The sequence below is a fragment of the Streptomyces sp. NPDC107521 genome (assembly GCF_055598485.1).
Genome location: NZ_JBVKAT010000007.1, coordinates 160,880 through 176,700, shown reverse-complemented (window position 1 = coordinate 176,700; position 15,821 = coordinate 160,880). Strand labels below are relative to the sequence as shown.

Below are 15,821 nucleotides of genomic sequence, written 5' to 3'. Positions count from 1 at the left end.
CCGTGGTGGCGCCCGTGATGTCGGACACGTTCGCCGGCCCCGTGACCCCGGACACATCCGCCGAGCCCCTGCGGACGCGTCCGCCGCGCCGGACGGTGAGGTGCCTCCTCGGTGTGCGGCGCCGGTCGCGGAGGACGCGGTGCGCGACGGCTTCCGCGGCCGTGCGTCCGACGCCGTCCACGCCCGACGCATCCGGTACGGGCGCCCCCTCCCGCCCCGCCGTGTCCGAAGGGCGCGGCGACGGACCGCCGGCTCGCTCCGACGCCCCGTCAATGCCGTTGCGCCGCGACACCGCGACACCGCTGGGCGCCGCGGCCCGCGGCCCACAGGTGCGGGGGGTGCCGGGTGCGGGGGTGCGGGGGTGCGGGACGGGGCGCGAGCGATGGCCCGCGCCCCGTCCCTCGCCCCGTCCCTCTCAGCGCGCGCTGTCCGCCGTGGCCGGCGGCGTCTCCACCGCGACGCCCGGGTCGCCCGCGTCCGCCGTGTAGTCGCCCGGCCGGGTCTCGTCGACGCCGTCGGGTGCCTTCACGGCCCGCAGGACGACGGTGAGGACCACCGTCACCGCGACGTTGAGCACGAAGGCCGTGAGACCGAGGTAGCCGATCTCCCCGATGCCCGGGATCTCCTTGGCCGAGCCGCCGAAGTGCTTCTGGGTCGGCGAGGCCACCCCGTACGCGGCGACCGTGCCGTAGGCCATGCCGACCGCCCAGCCGCCGAGCAGCGCCCAGCGGTGGAACCAGCGGGTGAACAGGCCGCCCACCAGCGCCGGGAAGGTCTGCAGGATCCAGATGCCGCCGAGGAGCTGGAAGTTGATCGCGACGGTCTTGTCCATGCCGAGGACGAAGACCAGCGCGCCCACCTTGACCAGCAGCGACACCAGCTTGGAGACGCGGGTCTCCTCCCGGGGCGTGGCGTCCGGCCTGATGAAGTCCTTGTAGATGTTGCGGGTGAACAGGTTCGCCGCCGCGATGGACATGATCGCCGCCGGGACCAGCGCGCCGATGCCGATGGCGGCGAAGGCCACGCCCGCGAACCAGTCGGGGAACATCGTCTCGAAGAGCTGGGGGATGGCGAGCTGCCCGTTCTTCACCTTGATCCCGGCCGCGACGGCCATGAAGCCGAGCAGCCCCAGCAGGCCCAGCATCAGCGAGTAGAGCGGCAGGATCGTGGTGTTGCGCCGGATCACCTCGCGGCTGCGGGAGGAGAGCGTCGCGGTGATCGAGTGCGGGTACATGAACAGCGCGAGCGCCGAGCCCAGCGCCAGCGTGGCGTACGTCCACTGGCTCGTGCCGCCCGGCACCAGCCCGCCCGAGCCCGCCGCGGTGAACTTGTCGTTCGCGGCGGAGAAGATCTCGTCGAACCCGCCGAGCCTGATCGGGATGTAGATGATCGCCACCGCGATGACGAGGTAGATCAGCGTGTCCTTGACGAAGGCGATCAGCGCGGGCGCGCGCAGCCCCGACGAGTAGGTGTAGGCCGCCAGCACGCCGAAGGCGAGCAGCAGCGGCAGGTCCTTGACGAACCAGTGGGTGTTCTCGCCGCCGCCGACGCCCATCACGTCCAGGACGGCCTGGATGCCGACGAGCTGGAGCGCGATGTACGGCATGGTGGCGAGGATGCCGGTGACGGCGACCGCCAGCGACAGCCCCTTCGAGCCGAACCGGCCGCGCACGAAGTCGGAGGTGGTGACGTAGCCGTGCCGGTGGGAGACGGACCACAGCCGCGGCAGGAAGGTGAAGATCAGCGGGTACACCAGGATCGTGTACGGCACCGCGAAGAAGCCGGAGGCGCCCGCCGCGTAGATCGCCGCCGGGACGGCGACGAAGGTGTAGGCGGTGTACAGGTCGCCGCCCAGCAGGAACCAGGTGACCCAGGTGCCGAACGAACGGCCGCCCAGGCCCCATTCGTCGAGGCTGTGCTCGTTGTCGGCCCGGCGCCAGCGGGCGGCCAGGAAGCCGAGGACGGTGACGAGCGCGAAGAAGAGGATGAAGACGGCGAGCGCGACGCCGTTGACCCCGTCGTTCACCGGGCACCGCCTTCCCGGCGGGCGCGCTGGTCACGCTGCCAGAGCCGGTACGCGGTCATCGTGAGGGCGGTGGAGACGAGCACCCAGGCCATCTGGTACCAGTAGAAGAACGGGATGCCCCATAACGCGGGGTCCGTCCGGGCGTAGGAGCCGACCCACAGCATGGCGACGAACGGTGCGAGGAGGCAGAGGCCGATGACGACGCGGACGGGCGTCACCACCGGGCCTCCGGCGGGTCTTGCGGGTGCTGGCATGCGGCGGTTCCGTTCCCTCGGTGAACACCTCGGTGCAGTGCGCACGAAAATGTAGGGGACGGCGTCCGGGCAGCGGAAGACCCCGGCCGGGGATCTCCGTCCGGCCGGGTGACTGTTCCGCTGTTCCGCGTTCTTTGTTCGCTGTTGTGCCCGCCGTGCCGGGCGGACGGATCGTCAACTCCCGTACACGGCACGTGCGTTCGACGTACCGTGCGTGGAGCGCGCCGTGCCCGCCGGGTCCGGCGCGGGTGCTCCCGCGCGCCTGCCGGCGGGTTCCGCTTCCGGCAGGGCGGGGCTCAGTCCTGGGGGCGCTTGAGGCGGGCCACGAACTTGTACCGGTCGCCGCGGTAGACCGAGCGCACCCACTCCACGGGCTGCTCGGTGCGGTCCAGCGAGTGCCGGGACAGCATCAGCATCGGCAGGCCGACGTCGGTGCCGAGCAGTCCGGCCTCGCGCGGGGTGGCCAGCGAGGTCTCGATGGTCTCCTCGGCCTCCGCGAGATGGACGTCGTACACCTCGGCGAGCGCGGTGTAGAGGGAGGTGTACTTCACCAGGGAGCGGCGCAGCGCGGGGAAGCGCTTCGCCGACAGATGGGTGGTCTCGATGGCCATGGGCTCGCCGTTGGCCATGCGCAGCCGCTCGATGCGCAGCACCCGCCCGCCCGCGGTGATGTCCAGCAGCCCCGCCAGCCGGTCGTCGGCGGTGATGTAGCCGATGTCCAGGAGTTGCGAGGTGGGCTCGAGGCCCTGGGCCCGCATGTCCTCGGTGTACGAGGTGAGCTGGAGCGCCTGGGAGACCTTGGGCTTGGCGACGAAGGTGCCCTTGCCCTGGATGCGCTCCAGCCGGCCCTCGACCACGAGTTCCTGGAGGGCCTGGCGGACGGTGGTGCGGGAGGTGTCGAACTCGGCCGCCAGGGTGCGCTCGGGCGGCACCGGCGTGCCCGGCGTCTGGGTCCGGGTCATGTCGAGGAGGTGCTTCTTCAGGCGGTAGTACTTGGGCACGCGCGCGGTACGGACTGTCGCCCCACCCTCGTTCTCCGCACTGCTGACGTCGGTGCTCATGCTCTGCCTTCCCGGCTCCGGGTGCCGAAGCGGCCGACATCCCCTATCGGCCACGGCTCACATCGTGGCACGGCTCCGCGCCGACACTTCTGGCACGCTCCGTGATCCCTTCTGTATACCTGCGGGACCCCCGTTGGTCTAGTCCACACCGCCGGGGATGCCGCTGGTACGTCGCTGTGGGACCGTACTGGCACGTCGCTCGGGGGTCAGTGGTACACCCGGCCCCGGTCGGTCCGATCTGCCGCTTGCGGAATGAAAGGTCCCTGCATATCTCGGTCGCATCACGGACGCCCGGTGCATGGTTGAAGACCCTTGACAGCCCTATTGGTCTGGGCCAAGCTCCCCCTACTGGTCTACACCATTGGTCCAGGTCCCGGCCCCGTGAGCGGTACGCGTGTCGAGCCACCGCAGGGAGGCAGGGGGGTTTTGTGGCATCCCTGAGGAGGGTGGCGTGAAGCGCAAGCTGATAGCCGCGATCGGTATCGCGGGCATGATGGTTTCGGTCGCGGCGTGCGGGGGCGGCAGCGACAAGGATGATGATGGCGGCAAGAAGGCCGGAGCGGAAGGCTACGCCGGCCAGACGCTCACCGTCTGGGTGATGGACGGTTCCTCCCCCGACGACTGGCAGGCCGACCTCGGCAAGGAGTTCGAGGCCAAGACCAAGGCCAAGGTCAAGTTCGAGGTCCAGCAGTGGAACGGCATCCAGCAGAAGCTGACCACGGCCCTCTCCGAGGAGAACCCGCCCGACGTCTTCGAGATCGGTAACACCCAGACCCCCGCGTACGCCAAGACCGGCGGCCTCGCGGACCTGGGCGACCTGAAGACCGAGATCGGTGGCGACTGGACCGCGTCCCTGAACGAGTCGTCGATCTTCGACGGCAAGCAGTACGCCGCCCCGTGGTACTTCGCCAACCGCGTGGTCCTCTACAACAAGAAGGTCTGGGCGGACGCGGGCATCAAGACCACGCCCAAGACGCGCGACGAGTTCTACGACAACCTGAAGACGATCGGCGAGAAGACCGACGCCGAGCCGATCTACCTGCCCGGCCAGAACTGGTACCACTTCGTCGGCCTCGCCATCGGTGAGGGCGCCGAGCTGGTCAAGAAGGACGGCGACAAGTACGTCTCCAACCTGGACGACCCGAAGGTCGCCGCGGCCGCCGAGACGTACAAGAAGTTCCAGGCCCTGTCCAAGGCCCCCAAGGACAAGGACGAGGCCACCCCGCAGCAGGGTGAGGTCTTCGCCAAGGGCAACGTCGGTGCCTTCATCGGCATGGGCTGGGAAGCCGGCATCGCGACCAAGGCCAACCCGAAGATCGAGTCGGACATCGGCTACTTCACCATCCCGGGCGCCACGGCCGACAAGCCCGAGGGTGTCTTCCTCGGCGGCTCGAACCTCGGTGTCGCCGCGGGCAGCAAGAAGCAGGCGCTCGCCAAGGAGTTCCTGAAGATCGCGCTGTCCGACAAGTTCGAGGGTGGGCTGGCCAAGGCCAACGGCGTCATCCCGAACAAGGAGTCGCTGGTGAGCAACCTCGCGGGCAACGCCCCCGCCGAGGCCGCCGCTCCGGCCGCCGCCGTCGGTGGCACCACCCCGCTGATCCCCGAGTGGGCCGCGGTGGAGAACGCCCCGAACCCGATCAAGACCTACCTGACGGCCGTGCTGAAGGGTAAGACCCCGGCCGAGGCCGCGAAGCAGGTCGAGGGCGAGTTCAACAAGCGCCTGGCGCAGAAGCAGTAACACCGGGTGAGCCGGGGTGGGGGCTGACACGCGACGGCCCCCGCCCCGGCATTGTTTGGACAGGTCGAGAAGAGAGAGACCGCGAGCATGACCGTGCAGACCGAACGGCCGCCCTCCGGCCCGTCGGCCGCCCCCAAGGCGGGCGGCGGAGACGCCGGCCGGCCGAAACCGAGGGCAACGTCGCGCATCGGCGCGCTCGCCCCGTACATGTTGCTGCTGCCCGCCTGCGCGATCACCGCGCTGCTGCTCGGCTGGCCGCTGCTGAAGGACGTCATCCTGTCCTTCCAGAACCTGAACATGGCACAGCTCATCCAGCACGTCACCGAGTGGAACGGCGTCGACAACTACAAGGAGGTCCTCACCGGCGAGGACTTCTGGCGCGTCACCTTCCGCTCGATCCTGTTCACGGCGGCCAACGTCGTCCTGATCATGTTCCTGGGCTCCCTCGTCGGCCTGCTGCTCGCCCGTCTGGGCAAGTGGATGCGGTTCACCCTGCTCCTCGGTCTGGTGCTCGCCTGGGCGATGCCGATCGTGGCCTCCACCACGGTCTACAACTGGCTGTTCGCCGAGCGCTTCGGTGTCGTGAACTGGGTCCTGGACAAGCTGGGCTGGCACTCGATGGCCCACTACAGCTGGACCAGCAGCCAGATGTCGACCTTCTTCGTCATCACCCTGCTGATCGTCTGGGGCTCCATCCCGTTCGTCGCGATCAACCTCTACGCGGCGACCACGACCATCCCCAAGGAGCTGTACGAGGCCGCGTCCCTCGACGGTGCCAACTCCTGGCGCAGCTTCACGACGGTCACCATGCCCTTCCTGCGGCCGTTCCTCTACGCCACGACGTTCCTCGAGGTCATCTGGGTCTTCAAGGCCTTCGTCCAGGTCTACCTGATCAACAACGGCGGACCCGACCGGTTGACCGAGATCCTGCCCGTCTACGCATACGTCGAGGGTGTGGGCAACCAGCACTACGGCATGGGCGCGGCGATCGCCGTCCTGACCATCGCCATCCTGCTGGGTCTGACCGCCTACTACCTCAGGATCGTGCTCAAGCAAGGGGAGGACGAGCTGTGAAGCGCTCGCTCGTCGGCCGTCTGTGGCCCAACATCACGGCCGTCATCCTGTTCATCGGTTTCGTCTTCCCCGTGTACTGGATGTTCGCCACGTCGTTCAAACCGATCGGCGACATCATCTCGGAGGACCCGGTCTGGTTCCCGACCGACGTCACCTTCGAGCACTTCAAGACCGCGACGAAGGTCGACCACTTCTGGACCTACGTCACCAACTCGCTCATCGTCACGATCCTCGCGGTCACCTTCTCCCTGGTCATCGCGCTGATCGGCTCCTTCGCCCTGGCGCGGATGCGGTTCAAGGGACGGCGCGGCTTCATCATCGTCTTCATGCTGGCCCAGATGGCTCCCTGGGAAGTCATGGTCATCGCGATCTACATGATCGTCCGTGACGCCGACATGCTGAACAGCCTGGTGCCGCTGACCGCCTTCTACACGATGATGATCCTCCCCTTCACCATCCTGACGCTGCGCGGCTTCGTCGCCGCCGTGCCGAAGGAGCTGGAGGAGTCCGCGATGGTCGACGGCTGCACCCGCGTCGAGGCCTTCCGCCGGGTCATCCTGCCGCTGCTCGCCCCCGGCCTGATGTCCACGTCGATGTTCGGCTTCATCACCGCCTGGAACGAGTTCGCGCTCATCCTCGTCCTGAACAAGAACGCCGAGGCGCAGACCCTCCCGCTGTGGCTGTCCAGCTTCCAGACCCAGTTCGGCAACGACTGGGGCGCCACCATGGCCGCCTCCTCGCTCTTCGCCATCCCGGTTCTGATCCTCTTCGTCTTCCTCCAGCGCAAGGCCGTCAGCGGCCTGACCGCCGGCGCAGTGAAGGGATAGCGCCCCGATGACGACAATCGCCAGCGGCACCGACACCCTCACCCGCGACGCGCTGACCGTCCTGCAGCCCGGCTTCACCGGCACCACCGCGCCCGACTGGCTGCTGCGCCGCGTCGGCGAGGGTCTCGCCTCCGTCGCCCTGTTCGGGCGGAACATCGAGTCGCCCGAGCAGGTCGCCGCGCTCACCGCCCAGCTCCGTGCCGAGCGCGGGGACATCCTCGTCGCCATCGACGAGGAGGGCGGTGACGTGACCCGGCTGGAGGTGCGCACCGGCTCCTCCTTCCCGGGCAACCTCGCCCTCGGCGCCGTGGACGACGTGGGCCTCACCCGGCAGGTGGCCGCCGAACTCGGCCGCCGGCTCGCGGAGTGCGGGGTCAACTTCAACTGGGCCCCCTCCGCGGACGTCAACTCCAACCCGGACAACCCGGTCATCGGGGTGCGCTCCTTCGGCGCGGACACCGACCTGACCGCCCGGCACACCGCCGCCTACATCACCGGCCTCCAGTCGGCCGGTGTGGCGGCCTGCACCAAGCACTTCCCCGGGCACGGCGACACGGCGGTGGACTCGCACCACGCCCTGCCCCGCATCGACGTGGACGCCGCGGTGCTGGCCGAGCGGGACCTCACCCCGTTCCGCGCGGCCATCGCCGCGGACAGCCGCGCGGTGATGAGCGCCCACATCCTCGTCCCCGCGCTCGACGCGGAGCACCCGGCAACGTTGTCCCGCCGTGTGCTGACCGACCTCCTGCGCGGTGAACTGGGCTACAACGGCCTGATCGTCACCGACGGCATGGAGATGCGGGCCATCGCCGACGTCTACGGCGTCGAGCGCGGCAGCGTCCTGGCCATCGCGGCCGGCGCCGACGCGATCTGCGTCGGCGGCGGACTGGCCGACGAGGAGACCGTCAACCGCCTGTGCGCCGCCCTGGTCGAGGCCGTCCGCTCCGGCGAACTGCCCGAGGAGCGGCTGGCCGACGCCGCCGAGCGGGTCCGCTCGCTGGCCCGCTGGACGGCCGAGGCCGCCCGGACCGCCGACACCGACGGCGCCGACGCGGAGGTCGGCCTGCGCGCCGCCCGCCGCGCCCTGCGCGTCACCGGCGCCGGGGACTTCACGCCGCTCACCGAGGCGCCGTACGTCGCGGCCTTCACCCCCGTCGCGAACATCGCCGTCGGGGACGAGACCCCGTGGGGCGTCGCCGCCGAGCTGGCCGCGCTGCTGCCCGGCACCGAGACCGGCAGCTTCACCGGGGACGACGCCGGGAGCGAGGCCCTGGCCGCGGCCGGCGACCGCCGTGTCGTGGCCGTCGTCCGCGACGAGCACCGCCACCCGTGGATGGCGTCCGCCCTGGACACCCTCCTGGCGGCCCGCCCCGACACGGTCGTGGTCGAGATGGGCGTGCCCCGGGCGGAGCCCCGCGGCGCCCTGCACGTGGCCACCCACGGTGCGGCCCGGGTCTGCGGCCGCGCCGCCGCGGAGATCGTCGCGGGCGTCTGAACGTCCCGGTCCGGGGCGGGGACCTGACCCCCCGCCCCGGACCGGGCGCACCATCCGACCCGGGAGCCCCGCCCGACCCGGTGAGCACGACAAAGGAGCCGGTACCCCCCCGTGGGGTACCGGCTCCTTCCGCGTTCGCGGAACCCGGATCAGATCCCCTGCCAGTCGGGCTTCTGGGCGTAGGTGTGACGGAAGTAGTCGGCGAGCTTCAGCTTGGAGGCGGCGGCCTCGTCGACGACGACCGTGGCGTGCGGGTGGAGCTGGAGCGCCGAGGCCGGGCAGATGGCCGCCACGGGGCCCTCGACGCTGGCGGCGACTGCGTCGGCCTTGCCCTCGCCGGTGGCGAGCAGCACCACGTGACGGGCCTCCAGGATGGTGCCGATGCCCTGGGTGATCACGTGGTGCGGCACCTGCTCGATGTCGCCGTCGAAGAAGCGCGCGTTGTCCACGCGGGTCTGCTCCGTCAGCGTCTTGATGCGGGTCCGCGAGACCAGCGAGGAACAGGGCTCGTTGAAGCCGATGTGCCCGTCGGTGCCGATCCCCAGGAGCTGGAAGTCCACCCCGCCGGCCTCGGTCAGCGCCTTGTCGTACGCGACGCAGGCGGCGAGCACGTCGTCGGCGGTGCCGTCCGGGCCCATGAAGGCGTCGGTGCCGATCCCCAGCGGTTCGAGCACCTCGCGGCGCAGCACCGAGCGGTAGGACTCCGGGTGCTCCGCGGGCAGGCCCACGTACTCGTCGAGCTGGGCGATCCGCGCCCGCGCGGTGTCCACGGCACCCGAGCGCACCTTGCCCGCCAGCGCCTCGTACACGGGCAGCGGCGTGGAACCGGTGGCCACACCGAGCAGGGCCTCGGGCTTGCCCCGGAGGAGCTGTGCCATGGCCTCGGCTATGAGCTCGCCGCCCGCCTTGGCGTCGGGAACGATGACAACTTCCACGCTGGCCTGCCGTTTCGAGGTAGGGGGACCCGCGCGGGGTCCGGGACTGGCTATGTGGGGGTGTGGTTTAGACCAATCTAACAGAGGCGGGCCCTTCCGGCGCGTCGAACCCAAGGGGCGGACAGGGGGTCAGGTGAGCGAGCCGCCCGTGGCGTCGATCCAGCTTCCGGTTATCCAACGGCCCTGGTCGGAGGCGAGGAACGCGACCACGTCGGCCACCTCCGCGGGGCTCCCCACGCCGCCCAGCGCGGAGAGGGACTCGGCCGCGGCGCGGCCGGCCGCGCTCGACAGCATCGGGGCGGTGTTGTCCGTGTCGATGACTCCGGGGGCCACCGAGTTGACCGTGATGCCGCGCGGGCCCAGCACCTTGGACAGGTCGCGGGAGAGCACGTCCAGCGCGCCCTTCGTCATCGCGTACGCCACGTTCTCCGGCATCACGGCGCTGCGGGCCAGCCCGGAGGAGATGTTGACGACCCGGCCGCCGTCCCGCAGCCGGTCCAGGGCGTGGTGGAGGAGAAAGAAGGGGGAGCGCACGTTCACCGCGAAGAGCGCGTCGTACTCCGCCCCGCCCATCTGCCCGATCGGGCGGGAACTGCCGATCCCGGCGTTGTTCACCAGGATGTCGACCCCGTCCGCGTGCCGGTCGAACTCCTTCCACAGGGTCTCGGCGGCGTCGGGCTCGCTCAGATCCGCCCGGATCGCGAAGGCGGAGCCGCCCGCCGACTCGATGGCGGCGACCGTCTCCGCCGCCGCCTCCGCGTTGCTGCCGTAGTGCACCGCGATCCGGGCGCCGTCGCGGCCCAGCCGCTCCGCGATGCCCCGTCCGATGCCCCGGCCCGCCCCCGTCACGAGAGCCGTCCTGCCCGCAAGCGCGCTCATCGAGCCGCCCCCTCATACTTGTCTAGCGGTCGCTACAGAAAGAACCGTACAACGGGGTGCCGACTTTTTCTAGTGCTCGCTATAAAATGTGGGCATGGTGAGCGCAGAGCAGAGCGGAGCGGCGGCCGGCCCGGCCCGGCCCGACGGCGGCCGGACCCGCGGCCGGCCCCGGTCCTTCGACCGGGCGACTGCCCTGGAGAAGGCCCTGATGGCCTTCTGGGAGCAGGGGTACGAGGCCACCTCGGTCTCCGACCTCACCCGCGTCATGGGCATCGGGGCCCCCAGCCTGTACGCGGCCTTCGGCGACAAGCGGTCGCTCTTCGAGGAGGTCGTCCGGGTGTACGCGGAGCGCAACGACGGCTTCGACCGGGCCCTGGCCGAGGAGCCCACCGCCCGCGCGGCCGTGGAGCGGATGCTGCGCGAGGCCGCCGCCGCGTACACGGCCCCCGGGCACCCCCGGGGCTGCCTGGTCATCCACGCCGCGGCCAACTGCTCGACCCCGGGGATAGCGGAGTCCCTGCGCGAGCGCCGCAACGCCAACATCACCGCCGTCGAGGTCCGCGTCCGCGCCGCCGTGGCGGCCGGGGAGCTGCCCGGGGACACCGACGCCGCCGCGCTCGCCCGGCACACCGGCGCGGTGGTCCAGGGCATGTCGCAGCAGGCCCGCGACGGGGCGAGCCGTTCCGAGCTGGAGGCGATGGTGGGCGTCGCGCTGGCGGCGTGGCCGCGGGAGGCGGGCCACCAGGACTAGATCCCTGCGTCGCCTTCCCGCCGGCCCCATGGCGCCGGACGCGCGCTCCCGCCGCACCGGGCCCGTTCCCGGGGCCCGGGCGCGGATCGTACGCGGGCCGGGGTCCGAGCGCTGGCCGGGGTCCGAGCGCCGGGAGTACGAGCCCGCCGGGTCCTGCGGGTCCCCCGGGCGGACAAGGGGACGCGGTGCCAGGACCCGGGTCGCCCTCCCGGACGTGTTCGGCAGGGTGCGTGGTGTGGCGGGCGCCCACTGCCGCCCCTTCGTTCGCGCCGTGTCTCCTCGTTCCCGCCGTGTCCACGCGTTCCCGTCGCGCCGCCGTCCCTCGCCGCCCCGCCGTCCGCCTCCTGCCGCCGTCCCGCGCCCCGCCGCAGCCCCGCGCGGGCGCCCCGAACCGCCCCCTCCTCCACCGCTTGGCCGCCGCGCGTCCGCTCCCGCCGGTCCCCGTGCGGGCGAACCCGAACACGCCTTTCCCGGGCGCGACATGTTCCGCGATGCACCCGGGCCGGGGCGGCCGGGAACCCGTGCCGTCCGCCGCATGGACACGGCGAATGGTCTAGTCCACAATGGCTCCTGAGACCGGGCGTGCGCACGCGCACGCCGACGATAGGGCTTCCGCCTTCCCCGCACAGGAGGGCGGACCGAGGAGCCGGGCTCTCTGCCCTGACTGCCGGGTTCCTCACCCACGGCCGACCGGGACCGCACACCCCACGGCCGTTGTTTGCTCCGGGCTGCGGTGCCGGGAGGGCTGAGGGTCCCTCCCAGGCGCCGCGGCCCGTGGGTTTTCCCGGGGCCGCCGGACACCGCGGGGGCGGCTGGTTTCGATCGCCTCCCCGACCGCCGGGTACGCTCGCCCCGTGCCCTCCATGAACGAACTCGTGCGCCAGCACACCGCCCTGGACGACTCCGACCTCGAGTGGCTCCACCTGCTGGTCTCGGAGTGGCAGCTCCTCTCCGACCTCTCCTTCGCCGACCTGGTCCTCTGGGTCCCCACCCGGGACGGCACGCGGTACGTGTCCGTGGCGCAAATGCGGCCCAACACCGGCCCCACCTCGTACCAGGACGACATGGTCGGCCATCTGGTGCCGCGGGGCCGCCGCCCCATGCTGGACATCGCCCTGGACGAGGGGCGGATCGTGCGCGAGGGCGACCCGGAGTGGCGCGAGGAGGTCCCGGTCCGCGTCGAGTCGATCCCGGTGCGCCGCCAGGAGCGGGTGCTCGGCGTCATCGCCCGCAACACCAACCTGCTGACCGTGCGCACCCCGAGCCGCCTGGAGCTCACCTATCTGCAGAGCGCCTCCGACCTCGCGCAGATGATCGCGGCCGGCGCCTTCCCGTTCGAGAACCAGCAGGTCGACATGGACGCCTCGCCCCGCGTCGGGGACGGTCTGATCCGCCTGGACGCGGACGGGATCGTCCACTACGCGTCACCGAACGCGCTGTCGGCCTATCACCGGATGGGGTTGGCCGCCGACCTCGTCGGACACCACCTCGGACAGACGACCGCCGAACTCGCCCCGTCCCGCGGTCCGGTCGACGAGGCGCTCGCCAAGGTGGCCAGCGGCTGGGCGCCGCGCGAGTTCGAGGTCGAGGCGCGGGGCGGGGTGATCCAGTTCCGCGCCATCCCGCTCAAGCCCAAGGGCACCCGCATCGGGTCCCTGGTCCTGCTCCGCGACGTCACGGAACTACGGCGCCGGGAACGCGAACTGATCACCAAGGACGCCACCATCCGGGAGATCCACCACCGGGTGAAGAACAACCTTCAGACGGTGGCCGCGCTGCTGCGGCTCCAGGCCCGCCGGATCGAGTCCGAGCGGGGGCGCGAGGCGCTGGAGGAGGCGGTGCGCCGGGTCGGCTCCATCGCGATCGTCCACGAGACGCTGTCCCAGAACCTGGACGAGCGGGTGGAGTTCGACGAGATCGCGGACCGGGTGCTGGCCATGGTGGCGGAGATCGCGCCGGGCAAGGTCATCGGCCGGCGCACCGGCCGCTTCGGCATCCTGGACGCCGAGGTCGCCACCCCGCTGTCCATGGTGCTGACCGAGGTGCTGCAGAACGCGCTGGAGCACGGTTTCCGGCAGGGCGAGACGGGCACGGTGGAGGTCTCGGCCGTGCGCGGCGGGACGACGAAGCAGGCCCGCCTCCTGGTCACCGTCCAGGACGACGGGGTGGGCCTGCCCGAGGACTTCGACCCGCACCGCTCCGGCAATCTCGGGCTGCAGATCGTCCGCACCCTGGTGGAGGGCGAACTGGGCGGCTCCTTCGACATGGTGCCCGCTCCGGGGCGGGGCACCCGGGTGATCCTCGACATTCCCGTGGCGACGAGGAAGGAACGGCCCAAGTGACGCGAGCGCGGCGCGGAAAGGTCCGCCGCGTCAACAGGAGGTGTCCATCGGGTCAATCGGGTGCGGGGGAGGGTGGCCCCGTCAACCTGATGCGGTGAAAGACAACGCCAAAGAGCCGTCGGCGGAACGCCTTTCCGGAAACGGCCGGGAACAGCGAAAAGCCCCGGACCGTGAAGTCCGGGGCCAATGCTCGTGCTTGCGCATCGGGGTACTGCGCGCTGCGGCTCGGGGGCGGGAGTTGCGTACACGCTGTACGCGCCGCCAAGCTCAGGCTGTCAGCAGGGGTGGCTGGTCAGGCGGATGCCTGACGAGCCCGGTTGCGGGCGGCACGGCGCTTCATCGCGCGGCGCTCGTCCTCGCTGAGACCACCCCAGACGCCGGAGTCCTGGCCGGACTCGAGCGCCCACTGCAGACACTGCTCCATTACCGGGCAGCGACGGCAGACGGCCTTGGCTTCCTCGATCTGCAGCAGCGCGGGACCGGTGTTGCCGATGGGGAAGAAGAGCTCGGGGTCTTCCTCGCGGCAAACGGCGCGGTGACGCCAGTCCATGGCTGCTACCTCTCCTTGGTATTACGTGCAAGTGCTTGTGAATGTGAACGCTTTCACGAATCCCTCAACAAGGGAAGGGCCTACCGCCAGGTTCCCTGGCGCGCGGTCCTGTGATTTGAGGAGGGGTTCCGGTGATCAGTGGAGGCCGGTGTTGCGGGCCGTCCCGATCGCCATGTAGAGATTCGCAAACCTCGGCGGCGGATACAACCCCTTCCGGAAAGTTTTTTTTGATTCTTCGGTGTCGACTAGGTCACAGCCGTACTTCCATGGGGTGGACCCTGGCCTAAACGTTCGAGTGAAAGGACTTTGGGCCCTTCTGCTCACACAATCACACGCAGTGCACGGCGTACGCCTGTGAACGTCACGCTGGTGCGCAGCCCCAGATGGTCACCGTCCATCTGGAGGGGCAGTGGCGCCTTCGAATGCAAGGTGAAGGCACTCAGGTCGTGCAGGGAGACCGCGTGTCTGCCCCGGGGGCCCCGCTCGGGGGACGAAGTGAGCAACTGGGTGCCATACCGGGCAACCGCGGCGGTCGACAGACGGCTCAGGCCGAGCACGTCGAGACCGGTATCGAACGAGGCCTTAGGCGACGCGTAGATCGGGCGATTGCCGAGAAACGTCCAGGGGCACGTGTTCGAGACTATGGAGAGCACCAGACCGGTGACCGGGTCCTCGCCCTCCCGCTCCAGGGTGATCGTCCCGCTGCGGCGGTGCGGCTCGCCGATGAGCTGACGCACCACCTGGCGCACGTACAGGGCGTGCGTCGACTTCGCGCCCTGCTCACGGTGCTGCTCGACCCGCCCGACCACCCCCGCGTCGAAGCCGAGCCCGGCGTTGAAGGTGAACCAGCGGGACGGCACCGACTCGTCGTCCGTGCCGGGGGTTCCCGAGGCCAGTCCGAGGCCGACGGTCCGCTCGCGGCCCTCGCGCAGCGCGTCCAGCAGGGCACCGGTCGCCTCCACCGCGTGGTTGGGCAGGCCCAGGGCGCGCGCGAAGACGTTGGTGGAGCCGCCGGGGACCACCGCGAGGCGGGGCAGGCGGTCGGGGTCGGGCCCGGCGTGCAGCAGCCCGTTGACGACCTCGTTCACCGTGCCGTCACCGCCGAGGGCCACCACCAGCTCGATGTCCGCGCTCTGCGCCGCCTGGCGGCCGAGATCGCGTGCGTGGCCGCGGTACTCGGTGGTGACCGCCTCCAGCTTCATCTCGCTCGCGAGCGCGTGGATCAGGACGTCGCGCGTACGCGCGCTCGTGGTGGTTGCCGCCGGGTTGACCACGAGAAGTGCACGCATGGGGTGCAGGGTACCTACTGCGGGGTACTCGTCCCAGACCGAGGTGGGTCTCCGGCGGGAGAAACGGCGGAAGTGCGGGCGTAAGGGGCGGGGGAGAACGGGACGGACGCCCGGGGCGGGAACCGGTTGACCCGGGACGGTGCGGAGCCGGGTCCGGCGCGGTGGACGACGGGCCCGTCACGGCACCCGGGCGGTCGGCACCGGCACCGGCGCCGGCGGTGCGCGCGGCCGGGACGCCTGCGACGGGACATGCCCGGCCGGGATGTGTGTCCCCGAACACGTGCCGCCTCGGGAGGGGCCGACGCGCGGGGCGGGACGGCGCGCGCGGCGGGAGGCCGCCACCCGCCCCGGGCGGGGAGGGCACCCGCGTGGCCGCGATGCCGGCGAACGCCCCTCCGCCGGGACGGCACACATCCCCGTCACCGCCGCGGTCGCCGGGAACCGGTGCGCCAGGAGCACCGCCCGGCGCGGATGCCGCGGGCGCGGGTGCGGAAGCCGCGTCGCTCGGGAAGCCGCGTGCGCGCGAGGAGGTACGGCGTGCCCGGCGGGCGATCCGTGCCGGGGCCTCGCCCGGGGAGCGGGGCGCCCGGGGGCTACCCT

At 71.2% G+C, this 15,821-nt stretch carries 13 protein-coding genes; 6 read left to right on the top strand and 7 right to left on the bottom strand.

Translation table 11 applies throughout. The features are described from left to right. Positions 1-415: 415 nt before the first annotated feature. From mctP to ACZ7LB_RS13545, 3 genes are all read right to left on the bottom strand, one after another. On the bottom strand, positions 416-2,026 hold the full coding sequence (mctP, locus tag ACZ7LB_RS13555) for a monocarboxylate uptake permease MctP (RefSeq protein ID WP_471467848.1): 1,611 nt from the start codon (positions 2,024-2,026) through the stop codon (positions 416-418). Then, positions 2,023-2,280, bottom strand: a complete 258-nt coding sequence (locus ACZ7LB_RS13550; protein WP_471467846.1) for a DUF3311 domain-containing protein — start codon at positions 2,278-2,280, stop codon at positions 2,023-2,025. Before ACZ7LB_RS13550 ends, mctP begins: the two co-directional genes overlap by 4 nt. 296 nt (positions 2,281-2,576) lie before the next feature. After that, positions 2,577-3,341 carry a GntR family transcriptional regulator gene (locus ACZ7LB_RS13545; RefSeq protein ID WP_161227533.1) on the bottom strand — a complete coding sequence of 255 codons (765 nt, stop codon included), beginning with the start codon at positions 3,339-3,341 and terminating at the stop codon, positions 2,577-2,579. A 451-nt stretch (positions 3,342-3,792) separates the two neighbouring features. Between ACZ7LB_RS13545 and ACZ7LB_RS13540 the strand changes: the two genes are divergently transcribed. From ACZ7LB_RS13540 to ACZ7LB_RS13525, 4 genes are all read left to right on the top strand, one after another. Then, positions 3,793-5,079, top strand: coding sequence for an extracellular solute-binding protein (locus ACZ7LB_RS13540; RefSeq protein ID WP_471467844.1), 1,287 nt, complete (start codon positions 3,793-3,795; stop codon positions 5,077-5,079). A gap of 87 nt (positions 5,080-5,166) precedes the next feature. Further along, a complete protein-coding gene (locus tag ACZ7LB_RS13535) occupies positions 5,167-6,153 on the top strand; it encodes a carbohydrate ABC transporter permease (RefSeq protein WP_471467843.1) in 987 nt (328 codons plus the stop codon). Then, positions 6,150-6,980 (top strand): carbohydrate ABC transporter permease, encoded by an 831-nt coding sequence (locus ACZ7LB_RS13530; RefSeq protein WP_471467841.1) that lies wholly within the window; start codon positions 6,150-6,152, stop codon positions 6,978-6,980. Before ACZ7LB_RS13535 ends, ACZ7LB_RS13530 begins: the two co-directional genes overlap by 4 nt. 7 nt (positions 6,981-6,987) lie before the next feature. Then, entirely contained in the window at positions 6,988-8,475 is a 1,488-nt protein-coding gene (locus ACZ7LB_RS13525; protein WP_471467839.1) for a glycoside hydrolase family 3 protein, read from the top strand. A 149-nt stretch (positions 8,476-8,624) separates the two neighbouring features. Here ACZ7LB_RS13525 and nagB read toward each other — a convergent pair whose 3' ends face one another. After that, the gene (nagB, locus tag ACZ7LB_RS13520) at positions 8,625-9,410 is read right to left on the bottom strand and encodes a glucosamine-6-phosphate deaminase (protein ID WP_471467837.1); all 786 of its coding nucleotides are present in this window, start codon (positions 9,408-9,410) and stop codon (positions 8,625-8,627) included. Positions 9,411-9,539: 129 nt separating this feature from the next. Then, positions 9,540-10,289 (bottom strand): SDR family oxidoreductase, encoded by a 750-nt coding sequence (locus ACZ7LB_RS13515; RefSeq protein ID WP_471467836.1) that lies wholly within the window; start codon positions 10,287-10,289, stop codon positions 9,540-9,542. A gap of 94 nt (positions 10,290-10,383) precedes the next feature. On the opposite strand from ACZ7LB_RS13515, the gene ACZ7LB_RS13510 reads away from it, so the two are divergent. Together ACZ7LB_RS13510 and ACZ7LB_RS13505 are read left to right on the top strand one after the other, a co-directional pair. After that, positions 10,384-11,040, top strand: a complete 657-nt coding sequence (locus tag ACZ7LB_RS13510; RefSeq protein ID WP_471467834.1) for a TetR/AcrR family transcriptional regulator — start codon at positions 10,384-10,386, stop codon at positions 11,038-11,040. 863 nt (positions 11,041-11,903) lie between these two features. Beyond that, complete coding sequence (locus ACZ7LB_RS13505; RefSeq protein WP_471468015.1) at positions 11,904-13,382, top strand: sensor histidine kinase; 1,479 nt, start codon at positions 11,904-11,906, stop codon at positions 13,380-13,382. Between the two features lie 292 nt (positions 13,383-13,674). On the opposite strand, the gene ACZ7LB_RS13500 is transcribed toward ACZ7LB_RS13505, so the two are convergent. Next, positions 13,675-13,932: a WhiB family transcriptional regulator gene (locus ACZ7LB_RS13500; protein ID WP_003973730.1), complete on the bottom strand. Its 258-nt coding sequence runs from the start codon at positions 13,930-13,932 to the stop codon at positions 13,675-13,677. Between the two features lie 320 nt (positions 13,933-14,252). Next, a complete protein-coding gene (locus ACZ7LB_RS13495) occupies positions 14,253-15,221 on the bottom strand; it encodes a diacylglycerol/lipid kinase family protein (RefSeq protein ID WP_471467833.1) in 969 nt (322 codons plus the stop codon). Positions 15,222-15,821 lie beyond the last annotated feature (600 nt).